Below are 21226 nucleotides of genomic sequence, written 5' to 3' on the forward strand. Positions count from 1 at the left end.
AGGTCCGAGGCGCTAGCCTCGGACCTCTCTTCGCGAACGGACGACAGTGGCAGGATCACAGGGCGGCGCCCCGGCGGTGGAACTGCGGGGCATCACGAAACGATTCCCCGGCGTCGTCGCGAATGATCAGGTGAATCTGCAGGTCATGCCGGCCGAAGTCCACGCCGTCGTGGGTGAGAACGGAGCCGGCAAGTCGACGTTGATGAAGATCCTCTACGGGATGCAGGCCCCCGACGAGGGCCAGATCTTCGTGGGGGGCGACGAGGTTCGTTTTCGCAGTCCGAAAGACGCGATCAAGGCCGGCATCGGCATGGTCCACCAACATTTCATGCTCGCCGACCAGCTCACGGTGCTCGAGAACATCGTGCTGGGCGCCGAGCCGCGCTCCGGGCTGGAGATCGACTTCAAGGGTGCGAAGGCCAGGCTCGAGGAGCACTCGAGCGCGTACGGTCTCACCGTGGACCCGGACGTGCTCGTCGAGGAGCTTTCGGTCGGTGAGCGCCAGCGGGTCGAGATCCTCAAGGTCCTCTTCCGCGGGGCCCGGATCCTGATTCTCGACGAGCCGACTGCGGTCCTCGTGCCGCAGGAGGTCGACGAACTCTTCGAGTCCATGCGAGACCTGACCCGCGAAGGCGTCACGATCATCTTTATCTCACACAAGCTCGATGAAGTGCTCACGATTGCAGATGCCATCACCGTCATCCGTCACGGGAAGACGATCGACACGGTCCTGCCGAGCGACGTGGACGCCCGTCGGCTCGCAGAGATGATGGTCGGCAGTGAGCTCCCGACGCCGGAGACGCGCGAATCCACCATTCAGGAGAAGGTTCTCCTGAGGGTCGAGGGCCTGACGGTTCGGTCCGAAGAGACCGACAGGGTGATCCTCGAAGACGTGTCGTTCACCATCCGCCAAGGCGAGATCGTCGGGGTCGCGGGAGTGGAGGGCAACGGTCAGGCCCCGCTCGTCGAAGCGTTGATGGGGATGCTCACTCTCGAACAGGGAACCGTCGAGCTGCTTGGTACCGACATCACGGGGTGGACCAACCTCCGACGGCGTGAGGCGGGGCTCGGTCTCATCCCCGAGGATCGGCAGCGCCAGGGGCTGCTGCTGTCGGAGCCGCTGTGGGAGAACGCCATGCTGGGGCATCAGACGGTCCCGCCGTTCAGTCGCGGGTTCTGGATCGATCGTGTGGGCGCCCGCAGGCGCACCGCCGAGATCATCTCGTCCTACGGTGTCAAGACTCCGGGAGTCGACGTTCCGGCCATGGCCCTGTCGGGTGGAAACCAGCAGAAGCTGATCGTCGGACGCGAGATGTTGGCGGAACCGGCCGTGCTGATCGCAGCACAGCCGACGCGCGGGATCGACGTCGGCGCCCAGGCGTCGGTCTGGGAGGAGCTGCGTCGCGCCCGTGCCGCGGGGCTGGCCGTGCTGTTGATCTCTGCCGATCTGGAAGAGCTCATCGGTCTTTCGGACACGCTGTATGTGATCTTGCGCGGACGACTGGTTGCACAGCTCGATCCGAAGACCGCGACGCCCGAGGAACTCGGGTCCTACATGACCGGTGTGAGGAGTGCGACATGAAGGTGCGCCGAATGCTGATGAGTCTCCTGGCGCCGATCGGAGCACTGGCGTTCTCGTTCGTCGTCGCGTCCGCCGCCTTGCTGCTGGTGGGAGTCAACCCGTTCACGGCGTTCGCGGAGATGGGCAAGTTCGCCTGGAGTGAGGCGTCGCTGGTCTCCATCGCCAACCGGACGGTGCCGCTGTTCCTCTCCGGCCTGGCCGTCGCCATCGGGTTCAAGATGGGACTGTTCAACATCGGTGTGGAAGGCCAGTACCTTCTGGCGGCCGTGTTCGCCGCCTACTTCGGAGCACTTGTCAACCTGCCTCCGGTGCTGCACGTTCTCTTCATCATCTTGGTCGCGATGGTCGTCGGAGCCCTGTGGTCCGGCATCGCCGGCGTCTTGAAGGTCAAGCGGGGCGTTCATGAGGTGATCAGCACGATCATGCTCAATGTGATCGCGGTCGGGCTGGTTGCCTGGCTCCTGGCGAACTTCTTCCGAAAGGTCGATCCGGGGGACCTGAACATCAAGACGGCAGAGCTGCCGCACAGCGCCTGGTTCCCGTCGTTGAATCCTCTGATGAGCGCCATCGGATTGAAACCGCCTCCCGGTCCCTCCATGCAGGGCTTTCTGCTCGTCGCGATCGTTGTCGGGATCATCTACTACCTGCTCGTCTGGCGCAGCCGGTACGGATTCGAGCTGCGGTCTTCCGGCATCAACCCCGACGCGGCACGGATGAGCGGCGTCAATCCGGACCGGATGGTGGTCCAGACGATGCTCCTCTCCGGGGCGCTCGCCGGACTCGTCGGCATCTCACCGCTCCTCGGCTTCTTTCACAGGTATACCCAGGATTTCTCGACGGGACTCGGGTTTACGGGCATCGCCGTCGCGTTGCTGGGAAGGAACCATCCGGTGGGTATTGCGTTCGGCGCGTTCCTCTTCGCTCTCATGGATCGTTCCGCGCTGATCCTCGATCTGAAGGGCATCCCGAGAGAGATCGTGACGATCATCCAGGGGGTCGTCGTGCTCGCCGTCGTGATCGCCTACGAGATCGTCACGCGCATGACCCAGCGCCAAGAGGTCACCGCTGCAGCAGAGGCGGCGAAGGCGGACCTGGAGAAGGTGGCATGAAGATCTGGCAGCCGAAGACGAAGCTGGGACGCAGGCTGTGGGCCGCGACCCTGTGGGGGTCTTCGGGGATCCTCGTTCTCGCCGTCGTGCAATCCATCGCCGGTACGCAGGAGCTGACGTCACATGGAACGTTCGGTGCGGCACTTCGGATGGCGATGCCGATCATGCTTGCCGGTCTCGGTGCCGTGTACTCGGAACGATCCGGTGTCGTCAACATCGGTCTCGAAGGCATGATGATCATGGGCACCTGGTTCAGTGCGTGGGGCGCGTGGCAGTTCGGGAATCCCTGGTGGGGTGTCCTCTTCGGCATCCTCGGCGGGGCGATGGGCGGTCTGATCCACGCCATCGCGACCGTTACCTTCGCCGTCGACCATATCGTGTCGGGGGTGGCGATCAACATCCTGGCCGCAGGGGGCATGCGCTTCCTGTCGGCGGTGTCCTACGCGCCGGACAGCGGCGGTGGTGCCACCCAGTCGCCGCACGTGTCGGGGGTCGGGACGTTCAGTGTGCCCTTCCTGGCGGGCGGGAAACTCTTCGGTTGGAAGAGCCCCGACTTCTTCGGATGGCTCGAAGCGCATCATTGGTTCTTCCTCTCGGACATGGGAGGGTTGCTGCGCGGGTTGACCGGCGGTCTGTCCTGGTTGACGGTGCTGGCTCTGCTTCTCGTCCCCGCAACGATATGGCTGTTGTGGAAGACACCGTGGGGTCTCCGGCTGCGTTCGTGCGGGGAGAATCCGTACTCTGCCGAGTCGCTGGGTGTGTCGGTGCTGAAGATGAAGTACTACGGCGTTGTCATTTCCGGAGCGATGGCCGGTCTGGGAGGCACGATGCTGGTCCTCGTGCAGGCCGGTATCTATCGGGAGGGCCAGACCGCAGGGCGAGGCTACATCGGTCTCGCCGCGCTGATCTTCGGAAACTGGAACCCTGCGGGAGCGCTGGCCGGCGCGTCACTGTTCGGATTCGCCGACGCCCTCCGGCTGCGATCCGAAGAGGCCGTGCACGCGCTCTTGTTGTTCATCGCCGTGCTGCTCGCGGTGCTGTTGTTCTGGATGCTCTACCGGCGTAGCTGGATCCCGGCGGCAGCGACGGGGTTCTTCGCCGTGGTGTTCCTCATCCTGTATCTCACGGTCCCTGTCGTCCCCACACAGTTCATCGCCTTCACGCCGCACCTCACGACGCTGTTGGTGCTGGGGCTTGCCACGCAGCGGCTTCGCATGCCCGCGGCCGATGGCCTGCGATACCGGAAAGGGGAAGCGGTCTAGCTTTTCTTGGTACCTCGTGCTTGGTGCTTGGTGCTTGGTGCTTGGTACTTGGTACTTGGTACTTGGTACTTGGTACTTGGTACTTGGTACTTGGTACTTGGTACTTGGTACTTGGTACCGGCAGAAGCCGCGACGCTCGCCCTACGGTCTTGGTGCCGGGCAGGTTGCGATACGAAATACGAAATACTTTCTCGGCAACCGTCGAAGCGTTCCCGACGGATGACCTCGTATCAACCGAGAACCGGGGTCACTTGGTCGGGCGGCCCCAGAATTCCAGTTCGGCGATCGCCAGCTCGTTGTACGGGGTCTTACCGTCGACGGACTGTGACGCATACGTCGAGGTGACCTTGAAGGTGATCTGGGTCGTGCTGAAGCTCGTCACCGCGATGGGCTGCGCCCTCTTTGTGTCTTCGAGTTGGTCGATGAACGGGGCGTCCGGTAGATCATCGAAATCGATCTCGAAACCTTTGACCCTGTAGTTCATCTTGAACTTCTTGTCGTCCGAGACGTTCTTGAAGACGATCGTCTGCAGCGCGTACGCCTGTGCGAACGTCACTTCGATCTCGGCGCCCTTGCCCTTTGCCGAGGCGTCGTTCCAGTACGTGCTGTCTTGACCGTCGAAGAGGTTGTCACAGGAGAGGCTTTCGTTGAGCTCACTGGAGCAGCGCCAGTCGATCGGGACGATCTTCACCGGGATCGCAGCCACGGTCGTCGATGTGGTGGAGGACGTCGGTGGGACTGCAGGAGTCTTGTTGCCGAGCAGCGAGTTGACCGCGAACGCGAGGATGGCTACGACCGCGACCGTCCCGAAGATCACTGCGAGGGCGCGCGCTCCGGCGGTGGTGCGGATCATGGGCTGGGGAGCGACCGGCAGTGGACCTTGGGTGATGCGGGCGCCACACTGCTCACAGTGACGGTTCGTGGACGGGTTGGAGGCTCCACATGAGGGGCAGATCACAGCGTCGACCATCGGGGAGACCGAGACAATCGGTTCGATCTCTTGGCCCTCTGGAGGCTCATCGAGGTCGAACGTTTCGTATCCCGCGGATTGGATCGAGCCGATCCACTGTCCGCAGTTGGGACAGAACTCCTGTTCCTCGAAGACCTCTCCACAGTTGCTGCATGTGATCTGTGCCAACGGTGCCTTCCTCGTTCAGTTGCTATTCTGCCACGTGCGTGCCATCTCTCGCGATCAGAACGGCGGAAACTTGGACGGCCGGCAATCTTGTCGGCGGTTTTCTCCTTCTCGCGCTCGTCGCGCTTGCCGTGATCGCCATCTTTCGTGTCACTCTGCGTCGGTAGCATCACCTCCACATGAAGTATCTCTGTTCGTCGTGTGGACATCGATCCGCGAAGTGGATGGGGTTCTGTCCTCAGTGTGGTTCGAGAGAGGCGCTGGTCGAGGATCGAGCTACACGGCGCGCTGCGCCACCGGAAGTCGTCCCGGTCGCGTCCGCGGCAGCCTCGGCAGGTGATCGCTCTCCGGTCGGCATCGGTGAGATCGACCGGGTGCTCGGAGGTGGGATCGTCCCCGGGGCGGTGCTGCTCCTCGGTGGCGAACCCGGCGTCGGCAAATCCACCCTTCTTCTGCAGGCTGCAGGATCGTTCGCCGGGACAGGGCGCAGCGTGCTCATCGCGACCGCGGAGGAGTCTTCACATCAGGTCGGGCTGCGGGCCAAGCGCCTGGGCGTGGATTCTCCACGGGTGTCACTCGTTGCCGATTCCGACATCGATGCCATCCTTGCCGCGGCCGACGCGATGCGGCCGGATCTGCTCATCGTCGACTCCATCCAGACGGTCTCCGCTCCCGGAGTCGGATCCGTGCCCGGTTCGGTCTCCCAGGTCAGAGAGTGTGCGGCCAGAGTCATCCAACATGCGAAGGAGCATGCCACCGCTGCGGTGCTCGTCGGGCACATAACCAAGGACGGAGGCATTGCAGGTCCCAAGACGCTGGAGCACATGGTCGACGTCGTCTTGTACCTCGAGGGTGAGAGCAACATGGGGTTGCGCGCTCTGCGGGGGCTGAAGAACCGGTTCGGACCGACCCATCGACTCGGCCTGTTCGAGATGCGGAGCGAGGGTCTCGCGGAGGTCGAGGACCCATCTGCGGCGTTTCTCTCCGACTGGAGGGGCTCCTCGGCGGGGACGGTCGTGTTTCCGACGGTCGAGGGGAGACGCCCGGTTCTCGTCGAAGTTCAGGCCCTCGTGTCGCCGAGTTCGGTGCCGCAGCCCCGACGCAGTGTCCGTGGCCTCCAACCGGCACGCGTCCATCAGCTTCTCGCCGTCATGGAGCGCCACGCGGGCCTCGGCTTCTCGGCGCACGAGGTGTACGTCAACGTCGTTGGCGGGATTCGGGTCTCCGAGCCGGGGGCCGACCTTCCGGTCGCGCTCGCGCTTGCATCTTCCCTGCTCGATCGGCCGCTGGGATCGCTCGCGTCGTGGGGTGAGATCGGCCTGACCGGCGAGGTCCGTCCGGTCGCCCACGAGCGAAGGCGCCGGGAAGAGTCGGCCCGTCTGGGTATCGAACGAGTCGTCGGCCCGAGGAGCGGTGCCCCTTCCAGTCTGCGCGACGCGTTGGAGAAGGCGTTCGGCTGACACGGTGCCCCTCTTGCCGGTTGCCGAGCAGGTACTTCGTTCCTTGTACTTCGTATCGCGACCTGCCCGGCGCCGAGACCGTGGGGCGAGCGTCGCGGCTCCTGATAGCCGTTCGCCGGCTGCTCAACTGCCGCAACCCTGCCAGGCGTTTCTGCAAGGCATCGAGAGCGGTGATTGTGGGAAGGAGCCACACTCGCCCTGAGGTGCTGCGGCAGTGGTGGCGGCGGTACCGAATACGAAGCACCGGGTACGAAGAGCGAAGCGAGCCCGGCTGATCCCCGTAACCGTTCCGGGGCCGCACTAGTCTTCACCAGCAATGACCTCCGACCTCTTCCTGCAGACCGTTCAGCGGCTCGCTCCGGGGACTCCGATCCGGATAGCGTTTGGACGTATCATCCAGGAGGAGAACGGTGCCCTCGTCGTCCTTGGCGACGGACCCGAGGTTCAAGCGATCTGCTCCGGGGGTTTCGATCTTTCCGGCACCGAGTTCTCGTCTGCCAGGCTTGCCGAACTGGCGAAGATGGATGGTGCGATCATCATCGACGATTCGTGGAGCAAGATTCTGCGGGCCAACGTGCACCTGTTGCCGGATCCGTCGATCGCGACCGTCGAGACCGGTGCCCGTCATCGGACTGCCGAACGGGTGGCCGTTCAGACGGGTAAGCCGGTCGTTGCCGTGAGTGAGGATCGACGCGTGGCGACCCTGTTCCTCCATGACATGCGTCAGGAGCTGCAGGATCCGACGGATCTCATGGCGTCGGTGAACCAGTCTCTTTCCACCCTCGAGCGTGTTCGCAGGCGCCTCGATGAGGCGGAGGAGCGGCTCACCCCGTTGGAAGTCTCCGACCTGGTCACGTATCGGCGGGTTGTCGTGCTCGTGCAGCGAGCCGAACTCGTCCGCAGGATCGGCGATTCGATCAAAGAGGATCTCATCGGGCTGGGCGGGGCCGGCGATCTTGCACGCCTGCAGCTGACCGATCTCATGCAGGGAGTCGTCGAGCTCAGGGATCTCGTCGTTCGAGATTACGTGCGGCCGTTGCGAGTGGGCACGGTCGAACGCAGGCTCAAACGGCTCGAGGCCGTTCCCACCGCGGAGCTACATGAGCCGGATGCCGTGGCAGAGGCTCTCGGCTTCGAACATCTCGACGAGCGTGCAGAGCCCTTGGGTATTCGCGTGCTCAATCAGGTTCCCCGCTTGCCGGACAACATTCGCGACGGTGTTGCCAAGCATTTCCGGAGTCTTCAGAAGATGATGAGTGCCTCGGCGGCCGAGCTGGATTCTGTCACGGGGATCGGCAAGGCGAGAGCGCAGGAGCTGCGCAGAGTGTTCGACCGATTGCAGGAATCCGTTCATTCGTGGGACCACGAACCGCTCTGACGCGTCCGCCAGGCAACGCACACGGCAGTAGCCGGTTTCGGGCCTTCCGCGGCCGACCTTCAGCAAGAGCCACCACGCTCGTCCCGCGGTCTCGACGCCTGGCGGGTCGTGACACGCAGTACGAAGCACGAGAAACGTACGGATGCGGCGGGCCTCCGGCTTCTGGCGAAAGCCGCTACGCTCGCCCCGGCGTCTCATGGCGACTGCCGCTGCGCAACGAAGTACGAAATGCAAAGCACGGGTGAGTGCAGCGAGACCACCGAGTAGAATCCCCCTCCCAACCTGAGGATCTATGGCTACACCGAAGAAACCTGCCGCGAAGAAAACGGCTGCCAAGCCGGCGGCGAAGAAGCCTGCGGCGAAGAAGCCTGCGGCCAAGACCGGCACGAAGACGGCGGCGAAGAAGCCCGCGGCCAAGAAACCTGCGGCCAAGGCTCCTGCGAAGACGGCGAAACCCGCAGCAAAGAAAGCGGTTGCGAAGACGGCGGCGAAGAAACCTGCGGCCAAGGCTCCTGCGAAGACGGCGGCGAAGAAGCCTGCCGCGAAGAAGACAACCGCCAAGACGGCGGCGAAGAAGCCCGCGGCCAAGAAACCGTCGATCTTCAGCGTCGGTGACAAGGTCGTGCATCCACAACACGGTGCCGCGATCATCGTCAAGAAAGTGCGGCAGACGGTTGCCGGCTCCCGCCAGGAGTACTTCGTGCTCGAGATCGCGACGGAGCAACTCACCGTCTTCGCCCCGGTCGACACGATCGAGGAAACGATTCGCCCGGTGATCTCCAAGAATCAGGCACGCAAGGTTCTTGCGGTCTTCAAAGATCCTCCGCAGGAGGCAGGGAGCAACTGGAGCCGGTGGTACAAGATACTGAATGAGAAGATGACCAGCGGGGACATCTACCAGGTCGCCGAGGTCGTGAGGGATCTCACCTACGCGCAGCAGATCAAGGGAATCTCCCCGGCTCTCAAGAGGATGCTCTCCCGTGCACGACTGACGTTGACATCCGAGTTGCAGTTTGCGCTGAACGTGGGTGAGGAAGAAGCGACCAAACGCCTCGACCGGGCTCTGCCCACCGTGGAGGAGCCGGACGCCGGCGGTACGACGTGATCGTCGAGATCGTGCGCCTGCTCATCACGCTGGCGCTGACGGCCGTCGGCTATCGAACGGGCCTCGCCGTGCACGCGGCCAACCCGGACACCGCTCAGGTCCTGGGCGCGATCCTGGGTGCGGGCACGGGGTATGTGCTGGGGGGTGTGCTCGGCAGACGGTTTCATTCCTCGCTGGAGGACATGCCGAAGGTCGTGGTTCCTCGCTCGAGTGGCCCGGAGCTCTTCGCCGGAGCGTTTGGACTGGTGGTCGGCATGTTCGTCGGACTGGTCGTCGGGCTTCCCCTCATCATCTTCCTCCCACCGGAGATCTGGCTGCCTCTCGCGGTTCTCGTCGTTGTCGTCTTTTCGATTGCCGGGGCACGGCTGTTTTCGGGACGCGCCGATGAGATTCTTGCCGCGACCGGCCTCAGAAGGCGCGGTGGTCTCGTCACCAGGTCTCTGGATGCATCCGGCTACCTGTTGGACTCCTCGGCGGCCATCGATGGGCGGGTGCTGAACCTCGCGCGTCTCGGCCTTCTGCGTGGACGGCTGTGGATTCCCGAATTCGTGATCGACGAGTTGCAGGGCCTCGCAGACGCGAAGGATCAGGATCGCAGGCGGCGAGGACGGCGTGGTCTCGATGTTCTCGAGGCATTGCGCGACGTGCAGGGTTCTGACGTGGCCGTACTCGAAGAGACCGTTCCCGAGTTCGAAGATGTCGATGCCAAGCTGATCGTCGTTGCCGGCAGGGCCGAAGCTTCGTTGGTGACGACGGATCACAATCTCGCGAAGGCTGCCGCGGCGAGAGGCATCAACGTGGTGAACCCGCAGGTGCTCGCCGATGCGCTGAAGGTACCGGTGGCCACGGGTGACCACCTTCATGTGAGGGTGAGCCGAGCCGGCAGCGAGCCGGGTCAGGGTGTGGCGTTTCTGGATGACGGAACGATGGTGGTGGTCGAGGATGCGGCCGAGCTCGTCGGCTCCGAGATCGATGTGGAGATCACGGCGACAACTCGTACCGCCGTCGGACGGATGCTGTTCGGGCGGCAGGTCTCGTAGGCGTGCGCCCATGAGCACGATCGGTTGGGGATTCGACGCTCACCGGTTCGGAGGCGAGGCGCCGGTGGTGCTGGGTGGAGTCGTCGCCGACGGCCTGCGTGGGCTGGTCGGGACATCCGATGCCGATGTTGTCGCCCACGCGGCTGCCGATGCGTTGCTGGGGGCCGCAGCCCTTGGAGATCTTGGAACATTCTTTCCGTCCGGTGATGTTCGATGGCAGGGGGCGGACAGCATGGAACTGCTCGAGTCGGTGGTGTCGCGGTGCCGGGCCGTGGGGCTGACCGTCGACCACATCGATGTGACGGTGGTCGCCGAGACGGTCCGCATCTCCCCGATCCGCGAGGAGATCCGCCGTCGTCTCGCAGACGCGCTGGGTGTCGACCTGGTGGCGGTCTCGGTCAAGGCAACTTCGACCGACGGTATGGGATTCACCGGTCGAGATGAAGGGATCGCCGCGGTCGCCGTCGTCATCGGCGAACTGGCGCCCGTCGTCTGACGCTCGGTACCATCGGCGGTAATGAAGGTCTTCAACACGCTCGGTCGTCGGTACGAGGAGTTCACGACACGGGATCCCGGCAAGGTGGCCATCTACCTGTGTGGCCCGACCGTGCAGTCCGATCCACACGTGGGGCACGGCAGGGCGGCCGTCGCGTTCGATGTCATTCGCCGGTACCTGCAATGGCGAGGCTACGAGGTGACCTTCGTGCAGAACGTCACCGATGTGGAAGACAAGATCATCGCCGCCGCGCAGGAGCGCAACGTGCCGGTCGAGGAGCTCGCGAAAGAGATGACCGATCGTTTCCGGGCCGCATACCGGGCTCTCGGTGCGCTCGTTCCCGACGTGGAACCGCGAGCAACCGATCACATCTCCGAGATGCAGAACCTGATCACGATCCTGATCGAGCGTGACCACGCCTACGAGTCGGGTGGGGATGTCTACTTCGTCGTTCGCTCGTTCCCCAAATACGGGGAGCTGTCCGGTCACCGAATCGACGAGCTCATCTCGGGAGCCCGTGTCGAACCCGGGGAGCACAAGCGCGATCCGCTCGATTTCGCTCTGTGGAAGGCAGCAAAGCCCGGAGAGCCGCAATGGGACTCTCCGTGGGGCCCCGGCCGGCCTGGCTGGCACATCGAATGCTCTGCGATGTCGATGAAGTACCTCGGAAACGGTTTCGACATTCATGGTGGGGGTACAGATCTGATCTTTCCTCACCACGAAAACGAGATCGCCCAATCTGAAGGTGCGACCGGCCGGCGGTTCGCTCGCTACTGGCTGCACAACGGGATGGTGAATCTCGGTGGCGAGAAGATGGCAAAGTCGACGGGCCAGGTGATCGGCCTGGAGGAGGCCATCGATCGCTTCACGCCGATGGCGATTCGACTGTTCTATCTTCGCGCCCACTACCGAACCCCTCAGGAGTACTCGGAGGCTCTGCTGGCGGACGCGAAGGCATCCGTCGAGAGGCTGTGGACGTTTCGTCGCCGCGGACCGGGCGAGCTGTCGACGGAACCCGACGAAGCGGCGATCGCACGATTCGAAGAAGCGATGGACGACGACTTCAATACGCCGGAGGCGGTGGGGATCCTCTTCGATGTGGTGCGAGAGGGAAACCGGAGAATCGACGCCGGGGAAGACGCGGGGCCGATCTTCTCGGCGTTCGATGTGATCGCAGGTGTGTTGGGCCTGATTCCCCCGTCCGAGAGCCTCGACGAGTTGAGAATGGAATTGGCTGCACTGGCCGAAGAACTCGGCATCGGTCCCGGTGCGACGGCCGAAGAAACGGTGGAACGGTTGATCGCCGCCCGACGCGTTGCACGCGATGAGCGTGACTGGGCCACTGCCGATTCCGTGCGGAAACGACTCGATGATCTCGGAGTCGTCCTCGAGGACACTGCTGATGGCGCGCGCTGGCATCGGCGCTGAACTCGAAGGCGTTCATGCCGTCGAGGCGGCACTCGATCGTGGCAGGGTCGAGACCCTGATCGTCGAACGCGCCAGGCTTCCGAAACTCGAAGACCTGATGTCTCACGCTCGCGAGCAGGGCGTGGGTGTCAAAGTCGTCGACGAGCTCGAGGCGGTGACGGCGGTCCCGCAGGGGGTGAGAGCACTTGCCCGGCCCATCCGAACGGTTGCTCTCGACGAGCTCATCGATCCGGCGCCCGCAGCGGTTGTGGTGCTCGACCATCTTCAGGATCCGCACAACGTCGGGGCGGTCGTCAGATCCGCGGTTGCCGCAGGCATGACCGGTCTGGTCGTTTCCGATCGGAGATCGGCGCCGCTCGGTCCGACCGCGTTCAAGGCTGCAGCCGGCGCGTTCGAGCGACTGCGGGTATGTGTGCATCCATCCAGTGCAGACGCAGTCGCGAGGCTCAAGCAGTTGGGACTGTGGACCATCGGGTTGAGTGCCGACGGTGACACCTCCATCTTCGACTTCGACCTGCTGACCGAACCGATGGCCGTCGTCGTCGGAGGGGAGGGACAGGGGCTCGGTCGACTCGTGGCGAAGCGCTGCGACGTCCTGGCCCACATTCCGATGGCAGGCGCGGTCGAGAGTCTGAACGCCTCGGTGGCGGCGGCATTGGCGATGTTCGAGGTGGCCCGGGTTCGCTCTTCCTTCCCCTAGCAGGGGAGGTACCCGAGCGAAGCGAGGGGGATGGGGTGGAGCCACTGAGCGACCGGCGCCACGCGGGTACACCCCCATCGCCTCGAAGACTCGGCCACTTCCCCCTGAGGGGGAAGGAAAGAGACCCCCATCGACGTCGGCTCGTTCCTCGCCTCGGCCACTTCCCCCTGAGGGGGGAGGAAAGAGACCGAGGAGTGTCTATCCTCCTTTCCCAGCCACCGGATGCTTGCCGGGGGCCGATCGCTGGCGTAGCTCAGTCGGCAGAGCAGCCGCCTTGTAAGCGGCAGGTCGTGGGTTCGATTCCCTCCGCCAGCTCCGGAAATCCGCCGGTCCGCGGGTGAAGGCAGATACGCTTTCGCTCGGAGGTTGGTGATGCTCTCCCAGCGAGACAAGATGGTGCTCGATTTCGAACGTTCGTGGTGGATGCTGCCCGGTCCGAAAGACCGTGCAATTCGTGAGCATCTCGGGGTGAGCGCCGGAAGCTACTACGGGATCCTTCGGCGGCTCATCGATGCACCCGAAGCCTTGGACTACGACCCGTTGACCATACGTCGTCTTCAACGCATGAAGGCGACGAGGGCCCGATCGGCGTCACTTCGAGCCGATTCGGCGAAGACCTGATGGGTCGACACGCTGCGCCCGGGCTCGGTGGGTTCTTCAGGGAACTCGGTATGTTCTCGCTGAAGGTGCTCTTCTGGGGCGTTGTCGTGTTCGGCGGGGTGTTGCTGATTCCGAAGTTGCTGGGAGGATCGACGAGCACCTCCACCGCGGCGGTCCTTGCGGAGGTGACGACGACGGCTCCCACCACGACGGCTCTTATCACGACGGTCCCTACGACGACGGCCCCCACCACGACGGCAGCGGTCCTTGCCACGACGACGATCGCAGTTCGTGACCCGTCGGAGGTGCAGGTCCAGGTCGTCAATTCCACCGATCGCAACGGACTCGCTGCTTCCCTCAGTGAGGCACTCGCGACCCGTGGCTACGAGATGGCGGATAGCGACAACTACTCGCAGACGCTCGACACGACACATGTCTGGTACTCGAGCGGTTTCGATCGCGAAGCGGCCGTGCTGGCATCCGGGTTCGTGCCGGGTGCGATCGTCGAGGAAGCGCCCGAACCGTTGGACGTCGACATCCTCGTGGTGATCGGCGCTTCGTACAAGGGGTGAATCGACTCAGCGGAAACCGCGGGAAGAGGCTACCTACCGGCTTCTGGGTGATTTGGGCGTGGCTGATGGTGGTCCTCGGCGGCGTGTCGATCGCCGCGGGCATCGTCGGCGGGGTCCTCGCTCCGAGCGTGATTCTCGACATCGTCTCCTTCTGGCCGCTGCTGGCGCTGGCAGCGCTGGTCGCGGTGGCTTTCCGTCCGTGGCGTCGAACCGACTCCTCGCGCATCGGTGCGATCTTTCCCATGCTGCTCATCACGGTCCTCGGGGTGACGGTGAGTCTGCACCTCCTCGGATGGTCTCGACTCCCTTCCGCGGCAGCGGACCTGACCGGACCGGGATCGGACACGGCTTCGGTCGTTTCGTTGAAGGTCGATCTGCCCGGGAAGCTGGTCCTCGATTCGGGAGAGGGTGCTCTCTACACGGTCAAGCTCGACAGGGAGGGCGGACGTCTCGGGGTCCCGGAGGCGCTGGAACGTGGGGGCGGCGAGGAGACGATGTTCATCGAGATCCGTCAGAAAGACGGTGGACGATGGTTTCGGACCAACGGATGGGCGATTCGGCTCGCCCCGGAGCCGGCATGGAATCTGTCGCTCACGTCTCCGGAGTTCGCCGCCGACCTTCGATCACTCGACGTCCGGTCGGCCGAGTTCTCGGGGAGCGGAAGCGTCCTGCTGGGGCCACCCGTCGAGGGGATGCTCGTCGTGGTGTCCGGGTCCGTGGTCGTCGAAGTCCCTTCCGGCGTGCTCGTCGAGGTGAAGGGGACGGCGACGGTGCCTGGAGGGTGGGAAACGACGAGCGGCGGCTACCGATCCGCGGGGCAGGGCCCTGCCATCGAGGTTTCTGTAACCGAAGGGTCGCGAGTGGTGATCAAACAACGATAAGCTGAGGGCCCAATGACGAAACTCCCAGGATACGAGCAGATCAAGCGAGCTGGGATCGTGTCGTGGAGCGTGGTCGGAGCGATTCTCCTCCTTGTCGCCCTTGTCTGGCTTGCAGAGGCCGTCAGGGTGGTCTGGCCGCCGTTGGTACTGGCCGTCGCGCTGATCTATCTGCTGGCACCACTCGTCGATCTTCTCCAGAGACACCACGTCCACCGGTTGGTCGGATCCTGTCTGTCCTACCTGTTGTTCATCGGTCTGATGGTGCTGATCGGGTTCCTCGTCGTGCCGATCATTCAGGATCAGTTCCAGGAGTTCGCCGACCGGGTTCCTCAGATCGTCGACGACGTGGGTGTGTTCGTCACCGACGTAGGCAGGCGGTTCGGCTTCGCCGTCAACGTCCTCGACATGCAGTCGATCCAGCAGTGGGCGGCTTCGTTCTTCAGTCCGGAACGAATCCAGGAGATTCTTGGTCAGGCGGGAGCGTTTGCACGCACCGGCATGCAAGTCATCGCAGTGTTCGCACTGGGTCCTGTCCTCGCGTTCTACATCCTCATGGATCTTCCGGGTATCAAGCAGCGGACTCGGAATCTGCTGCCGGAACGGGTCCGCGCTGAGATCGTGCATGTGTCGACGCAGGTCGGGAGAGTCATGGGCGGGTTCGTGCGGGGACAGCTTCTCGTGGCGCTGATCGTCGGCATTCTCTCGAGCATCGGACTGCGGATTCTCGGGGTTCCCTTCTGGCTGGTGATCGGGATGACCGCCGGTCTGTTGAACATCATCCCGTTCATCGGGCCGTGGGTCGGCGGCGCCCTGGCCGGCCTGCTGTCGCTGCTGTTCAAGGACGCTGCCACCGCCATCTGGTCGGTAGCCATGTTCGCCGCGGTCCAGCAGTTCGACAACCACGTGATCAGCCCGAACATTCTCAGAAAGCGGGTGCAACTGCACCCCGTATTCATCCTGCTTTCCCTGCTCCTCGGTGCATCGCTGGGCGGGTTCTTCGGTCTGCTCGTCGCGGTGCCGGTGGCCGCCGTCTTCAAAGTCGTGGCCGGGCACTTCTGGAGGACGAGGGTGCTGGGAGAGTCGTGGGAAGAGGCCGCCGAGGCGGTGGCGCCGGAGTACGTTCCTCCGGGCAGGGAGAGTTTGATGGCGAGACTTCGCCGTGGCGGTTCGATGCACGAGTCGCACGACGAACCGGGCGGCGAGCCGGATGGCGAAGCGGTTCAGACCCGCACGGATACCGAGGATCCGGCGTCCCGGTAGGTCCGGGTCAAAGGTTTTCTTGGTGTGCCGATGACGGCTCCCGACACGTTGCACACCCGACCGACGTCCTGATGAAGCGACGTTCGAGCATGATCGGGCAGCGATCTCCTCGACATTTCGCGACGTGCCTTGTTTAGAATGCTCGCCATTCCCGACTCGTTCGGGAAGGACTGACGGCGAACACGATTGGGCGTCTTCCAGATGCTCAGAAGGATCGATATGAACGGACACAAAAAGACATTTTTCCTCCTATTGGTGCTGGTTGTATTTGCGATGGTCGCTGCAGCCTGCGCCGGCCCGGCGACGTTGGAGGACTTCACACCGAAGGATCCAAGCTTGGGCGGAGTTCTCATCGGAGCCGATGAGCCGATCAAGATCGCGACGTTGCAGGCCATGAGCGGCGCTGTGGCCAGCCTTGGCCAAGACCAGGTGCGCGGTGTCGAGATCGCCATCGACGAGAAGCCGGAGATTCTCGGCCATAAGGTCGACTTGGCCTTCAAGGAAGACGACCTTTGCAGTTCCGAGGGTGGTACCACGGGTGCTCAGCGGATCGTGTCCGACCCGCAGGTCATCGGTGTTATCGGGACGAGCTGTTCGGGCGCCGGTGTTCCGGCATCCAAGATCGTCTCCGAGGCCGGACGTGTCATGATCTCGGGATCCAACACGTCGCCTGTGCTGACCGAAGTTGGGGGAGTGAAGGGCGCGGCATGGCAGCCCGGCTACTACCGGACGGCCCACAATGACGCCGTTCAGGGTGCTGCCGCAGCGAACTTCGTGTACACGAAGCTCGGCCTGACCAAGGTCTCGACGATCAATGACGGTGACCCGTACACGCAGGGCCTGACGACTGCGTTCGGCAAGTCGTTCAAGGATCTCGGTGGCGACATCGTTCTGGCAACGGCCATCGGTGCCACGGACACGGACATGCGGCCGGTGCTGACCGAGGTTGCGGCCTCGGGCGCCCAGCTGATCTTCTTCCCGATCTTCCAGCCTGCGGGTGACTTCATTGCCGGCCAGGCGAAGGAAGTCTCGGGGTTGGAGGACGTGAAGCTCATGGGTGCAGACGGTCTGCTGTCGGACACCTACGTGGTGCTTCCGCAGACGAAGGGCATGTACTTCTCGGGTCCTGCCACGCCGAAGACGGCGGCCTACGCCGACTTCGTGAAGACCTATGAGTCCAAGTTCGGTGAGAAGCCGATTCAGGCGTTCCACGCGCAAGCTCACGATGCGGCCATCATGCTGCTCGACGCGATCGAGGCCGTCGCCCAGCAGAAGGGTGACGTGCTGTACATCGACATGAAGGACCTGCGCGACGCTCTGTACAAGACGGACATACAGGGGTTGACCGGGCACATCGTCTGTAACCAGTTTGGTGACTGCGCCGATGCCGTTATCGACATCGTGCAGAACACCGATGCCACGGCGGACATCACTGCGGTGAAGGCGAACGTGCTGTACGAGTTCAGGCCCGGTCAGTAGCGATCGACGAGACTATGGGCGTTGTCCGGCGCCGCCTCGTGGCGGCGCCGGATAATGCCTGAGGTACCACCTGACTATGGCAGAGCAAATGGCTGTGGATCATGTCCACGTACGGCGTGTCGGTTTCGTCACGGTCTTCCTGTGGGGGATTCGTATCCTGGCGATCCTGGCGATCGTCTACGGCTCCTGGGTCAGTCTTGCGTCCGGGAGGCTGACCGGAGATCAGTGGAAAGACCTGATCGTGTTCGGTTTCGCGCAGGGCTCGATGTACGCGCTGATCGCTCTGGGCTACACGATGGTCTACGGCGTGCTGAAGTTCATCAACTTTGCCCACGGCGAAGTGTTCATGAGTGGAGCGATGATCGGGTTTTTCGCCGCCGACGCGCTCCAGAACGCGGGGTTCTGGAACGCCCATCCGGTCCAGTCACTCCTCATCGTGCTCCTCGTGAGCATGACCACGTCGACCACGGTCGCCGTGTTGGTCGAGCGTATCGCCTATCGGCCGCTTCGCGGGGCCCCGCGGCTCATCCCCCTGATCACGTCGATCGGCGCGTCGTTCACTCTGCAGTACCTGTTCAAAGGCCTCTTCGGTGCCGGCACCAAGTCGTACCCGCCGATGGAGGCCCTCAAGGGCGCATGGGACATCTTCGGATTCAGGATTCTGAAGAACCAGTCGGTCGTCATCGTGGCTTCGCTGGTCATGATGGCCGGCCTCTACCTGTTCGTGGAGAAGACCAGAACGGGCCGGGCGATGCGAGCCGTTGCCGAGGATCCTGAGACGGCCGCGCTCATGGGTGTCAATGTCGACAGGACCATCGTCAAGGTCTTTGCCGTCGGCGGAGCCATGGCCGGGACCGCGGGTGCCCTCTGGGGCCTCGTCTTCCCGACCGTCAATTTCCTCACCGGTTTCTTCCCTGGCATCAAGGCGTTCACCGCGGCCGTGCTCGGCGGTATCGGTAACATCGCCGGCGCGATGCTGGGCGGCGTGTCTCTCGGTCTGTTCGAGGGCGTCGGACCGAGCCTGGTCCTTGCGGGATTCCACGTTCCGGCATTCAATCAGCTGCGCGATGTCGTCGCGTTCGTGGCCCTCGTTCTCGTTCTGATCTTCCGCCCGACCGGCATTCTCGGTGAGCAACTCGCGGAGGAACGAGGGTGAGTACGGCAGCAGCGATCGATACGCGCGGGACAGCCGGGCTGAGACCGTCCCGGCCCGTCGATCTGCGGCGCGCGATCAGGCTCGGTCCGCTGGCAGGCGTCGTCGCCATCGTGATGGCCGCCATCGGCATGGTCGAAACATTCGAATCGCGTGTGCTGATCGATCCGTTCCTGGCACTCGGCTACGCGGCCCTGTATCTGGTCCCATTCGCGTTCGGCTACGTCGCGGCTCAGCCGCCGGAGCAGCTGGAAGGCTTTGCTCCACCGAAGTTGGGGGGACGGAACGTCGCGGCCGGCGCACTCGCCGGACTGCTCTGCGGTGTCCTCCTGACCGGGTTCTCGCTGCTGGCCGGCGCCGTAGACCTGCGAACGACATTTCCTTCCGTTTCTCCGGCCATGGTCCAGCTCCTGCGATTCGGCCTCGGCGCCGGAGCGGCGGCCGTCGTGGTTCCCTTGGTGAGCACCGTCGTCGGGGCGTCCGGGGGCGTCGTGCACCTCTTGCCTGCTCGACTTCGCCGGAGCATTCTCTACAGCCTCGCATGGGTGCTGTTGTGGGGGTTGCTCGAAGATGTGTTCCAGCAGTTCTTCCGTGGTTTCCGTGTGCCGGGACTCAACCAGATGCTCTATGCCCGCTCCGGTGGGCTCTCGGTGCGGGGAGCAGTCGTCATCGGCATCGTCTTCTTCGGTATCTACTGGTACCTCGGTGGTCGCAAGACGACGGTTCGAGGCCGCTTCGAGCAACTGAATCAGCAGCAGCGAGTTCGGGTCTCCCTGGTGGCGGTCGTCCTCGTTTTCCTCGCGCTGGCGGTGCTTCCCAGCATCCTGGGGTCCTTTCTCTCCGAGGTGCTCGATCTCGCGGGTCTCTTCCTGTTGATGGCGCTCGGCCTCAACATCGTGGTGGGGTTCGCCGGTCTGCTCGATCTGGGATACGTGGCCTTTTTCGCCGTCGGCGCATACACGGCGGCAATCCTGACGTCTCCCAACTCGCCGAGGTGGACGCCGGAGATGACGCTGTGGGGAGCGCTTCCGTTCGTGATGCTCGCCGCCGCCGTCGCAGGGCTCCTCGTCGGGGCCCCCGTGCTACGGATGCGCGGTGACTACTTGGCGATCGTCACGCTCGGTTTCGGCGAGATCGCTCGGATCCTGCTCAACTCGGAGGCGCTGGCGCCGGAGTTTGGCGGTGCACAGGGCATCATCAACATTCCGACGATGACCATCGGCCCGATCATCATCAAGACCCCGCAGAACTTCTTCTTCCCGATCTTCATCTTCGTGCTGCTCGCCGTATACGTATCGCTGTCGTTACAGAAATCGCGGATAGGCCGCGCATGGATGGCGATGCGCGAGGACGAGTCGGTCGCGGAGACGATGGGGGTGAACATCGTCACGGCCAAGCTGTCGGCGTTCATCGTCGGCGCGGTGCTGGCCAGCCTCGGAGGTGCGCTGTTCTCCGCCAAGATCGGGGCGATCTTCCCGCACTCGTTCAACATCGTCGTGTCGATCACCGTGCTCGTGATCATCATCGTGGGTGGTATGGGCAGCATCCCCGGTGTAGCGCTCGGTGCCGTCGTGCTGATCGCGATGCCCGAACTGCTGCGCGAGTTCTCCGAGTACAAGTTCCTGCTCTACGGCGTGCTCCTGATATTCATGATGATCAAACGGCCGGAAGGATTCATTCCGAGTCGACGAAGGGCCAAGGAGCTGCACAAGGATGAACTGCTCCAGGATGCCTGGATGGATATCTACCAAGCCGACGCCGGGGATGAGCCGGCCGAGGGAGACGTGTGATGCCGCTCTTCGAGACGAAGGCCCTTCGCAAGACATTCGGGGGTTTGACTGCAATCAATGGCCTGGACCTGCACGTGGAGAAGGGTGAGATCGTCAGCGTCATCGGTCCGAACGGGGCCGGGAAGACGACCCTGTTCAACCTCATCACCGGAATGATGCCGCCGGACTCGGGCCAGATCAACTTCGACTCCGAGAACATCGTCGGTCTCGCACCGAGCCAGGTCATCAAGCTGGGGATCAGTCGCACGTTCCAGAACGTACGGCTGTTCCCGACGATGACCATTCGTGAGAACGTCATGGTGGCTCGTCACTGCCGTACGAAGTCGGGTGTCATCTCCGCAGTGCTCCGCACGCCGAAGTTTCGGCGGGAAGAGGAGGAGACCAAGCGCATCGCTGAGGAAACCCTTGCATTCTTCGGGACCCGGCTCGTCGGATACCGCCTCGACCAGGAGGCATACATGCTGTCGTACGCGAATCGACGCCGGCTGGAGATCGCCCGAGCGATGGCGTCGTCCCCGAAACTCATCCTGCTCGACGAGCCCACCGCCGGGATGAACCCGAAAGAGACGGCCGAGATCGCCCAGTTGATCGGTCGGCTTCGCGACAAGAAGGGGTTTACGATCTTGGTCATCGAGCACGACATGCGGGTCGTCAAGGGCGTTTCCGACCGTGTCGTCGTCATCGACTACGGAAAGAAGATCGCCGACGGCAGCTACGAGGAGGTCGCTCACAACCCGCAGGTCATCGAGGCGTACCTGGGACGCCGGACCGAGAAGGATTCGAAGTGACTGCTCGG

General features: G+C 63.5%; 19 protein-coding genes and 1 tRNA gene. 19 read left to right on the forward strand and 1 reads right to left on the reverse strand.

Annotated elements, in window-relative coordinates; genetic code table 11:
* Positions 1-76 precede the first annotated feature (76 nt).
* Genes GXP34_01560 through GXP34_01570 form a run of 3 tightly spaced genes read left to right on the forward strand, consistent with a single transcriptional unit; the run spans position 77 to position 3953 of the window.
* Positions 77-1582, forward strand: a complete 1506-nt coding sequence (locus GXP34_01560; protein NOY54652.1) for an ABC transporter ATP-binding protein — start codon at positions 77-79, stop codon at positions 1580-1582.
* Positions 1579-2691 carry an ABC transporter permease gene (locus tag GXP34_01565; protein NOY54653.1) on the forward strand — a complete coding sequence of 371 codons (1113 nt, stop codon included), beginning with the start codon at positions 1579-1581 and terminating at the stop codon, positions 2689-2691. The genes GXP34_01560 and GXP34_01565 overlap by 4 nt, the downstream gene beginning before the upstream one ends.
* Positions 2688-3953 (forward strand): ABC transporter permease, encoded by a 1266-nt coding sequence (locus GXP34_01570; protein ID NOY54654.1) that lies wholly within the window; start codon positions 2688-2690, stop codon positions 3951-3953. Before GXP34_01565 ends, GXP34_01570 begins: the two co-directional genes overlap by 4 nt.
* A gap of 247 nt (positions 3954-4200) precedes the next feature.
* Here the strand turns inward: GXP34_01570 and GXP34_01575 are convergent, their stop codons facing one another.
* Positions 4201-5091: a hypothetical protein gene (locus GXP34_01575; GenBank protein ID NOY54655.1), complete on the reverse strand. Its 891-nt coding sequence runs from the start codon at positions 5089-5091 to the stop codon at positions 4201-4203.
* 176 nt (positions 5092-5267) lie between these two features.
* Between GXP34_01575 and radA the strand changes: the two genes are divergently transcribed.
* The 16 genes from radA (at position 5268) to GXP34_01655 (ending at position 21218) form a co-directional block, all read left to right on the forward strand.
* Entirely contained in the window at positions 5268-6548 is a 1281-nt protein-coding gene (gene radA / locus GXP34_01580; GenBank protein NOY54656.1) for a DNA repair protein RadA, read from the forward strand.
* 316 nt (positions 6549-6864) lie between these two features.
* A complete protein-coding gene (gene disA / locus GXP34_01585) occupies positions 6865-7926 on the forward strand; it encodes a DNA integrity scanning protein DisA (protein ID NOY54657.1) in 1062 nt (353 codons plus the stop codon).
* A 598-nt stretch (positions 7927-8524) separates the two neighbouring features.
* The gene (locus tag GXP34_01590) at positions 8525-9031 is read left to right on the forward strand and encodes a CarD family transcriptional regulator (GenBank protein NOY54658.1); all 507 of its coding nucleotides are present in this window, start codon (positions 8525-8527) and stop codon (positions 9029-9031) included.
* Positions 9028-10071: a PIN domain nuclease gene (locus GXP34_01595; GenBank protein ID NOY54659.1), complete on the forward strand. Its 1044-nt coding sequence runs from the start codon at positions 9028-9030 to the stop codon at positions 10069-10071. Before GXP34_01590 ends, GXP34_01595 begins: the two co-directional genes overlap by 4 nt.
* A 10-nt stretch (positions 10072-10081) precedes the next feature.
* A complete protein-coding gene (gene ispF / locus GXP34_01600; protein ID NOY54660.1) occupies positions 10082-10567 on the forward strand; it encodes a 2-C-methyl-D-erythritol 2,4-cyclodiphosphate synthase in 486 nt (161 codons plus the stop codon).
* 21 nt (positions 10568-10588) lie between these two features.
* On the forward strand, positions 10589-11995 hold the full coding sequence (locus GXP34_01605; protein ID NOY54661.1) for a cysteine--tRNA ligase: 1407 nt from the start codon (positions 10589-10591) through the stop codon (positions 11993-11995).
* Complete coding sequence (gene rlmB, locus GXP34_01610) at positions 11970-12695, forward strand: 23S rRNA (guanosine(2251)-2'-O)-methyltransferase RlmB (GenBank protein NOY54662.1); 726 nt, start codon at positions 11970-11972, stop codon at positions 12693-12695. The genes GXP34_01605 and rlmB overlap by 26 nt, the downstream gene beginning before the upstream one ends.
* 242 nt (positions 12696-12937) lie before the next feature.
* A tRNA-Thr gene (locus GXP34_01615) sits at positions 12938-13010 on the forward strand.
* 57 nt (positions 13011-13067) lie between these two features.
* Positions 13068-13316, forward strand: a complete 249-nt coding sequence (locus GXP34_01620; protein NOY54663.1) for a DUF3263 domain-containing protein — start codon at positions 13068-13070, stop codon at positions 13314-13316.
* Between the two features lie 50 nt (positions 13317-13366).
* Entirely contained in the window at positions 13367-13867 is a 501-nt protein-coding gene (locus GXP34_01625) for a LytR C-terminal domain-containing protein (GenBank protein NOY54664.1), read from the forward strand.
* 47 nt (positions 13868-13914) lie between these two features.
* Positions 13915-14748 carry a hypothetical protein gene (locus GXP34_01630; protein ID NOY54665.1) on the forward strand — a complete coding sequence of 278 codons (834 nt, stop codon included), beginning with the start codon at positions 13915-13917 and terminating at the stop codon, positions 14746-14748.
* A 12-nt stretch (positions 14749-14760) separates the two neighbouring features.
* Positions 14761-16008 (forward strand): AI-2E family transporter, encoded by a 1248-nt coding sequence (locus GXP34_01635; GenBank protein ID NOY54666.1) that lies wholly within the window; start codon positions 14761-14763, stop codon positions 16006-16008.
* Between the two features lie 219 nt (positions 16009-16227).
* Positions 16228-17487: an ABC transporter substrate-binding protein gene (locus tag GXP34_01640; protein NOY54667.1), complete on the forward strand. Its 1260-nt coding sequence runs from the start codon at positions 16228-16230 to the stop codon at positions 17485-17487.
* A 76-nt stretch (positions 17488-17563) separates the two neighbouring features.
* On the forward strand, positions 17564-18643 hold the full coding sequence (locus GXP34_01645; GenBank protein ID NOY54668.1) for a branched-chain amino acid ABC transporter permease: 1080 nt from the start codon (positions 17564-17566) through the stop codon (positions 18641-18643).
* On the forward strand, positions 18640-20430 hold the full coding sequence (locus GXP34_01650; GenBank protein NOY54669.1) for a hypothetical protein: 1791 nt from the start codon (positions 18640-18642) through the stop codon (positions 20428-20430). Before GXP34_01645 ends, GXP34_01650 begins: the two co-directional genes overlap by 4 nt.
* Positions 20430-21218, forward strand: coding sequence for an ABC transporter ATP-binding protein (locus GXP34_01655; protein NOY54670.1), 789 nt, complete (start codon positions 20430-20432; stop codon positions 21216-21218). The genes GXP34_01650 and GXP34_01655 overlap by 1 nt, the downstream gene beginning before the upstream one ends.
* Positions 21219-21226: the final 8 nt, after the last annotated feature.

The organism is Actinomycetota bacterium (assembly GCA_013152275.1).
GTDB lineage: Bacteria > Actinomycetota > Acidimicrobiia > Spongiisociales > UBA4744 > BMS3Bbin01.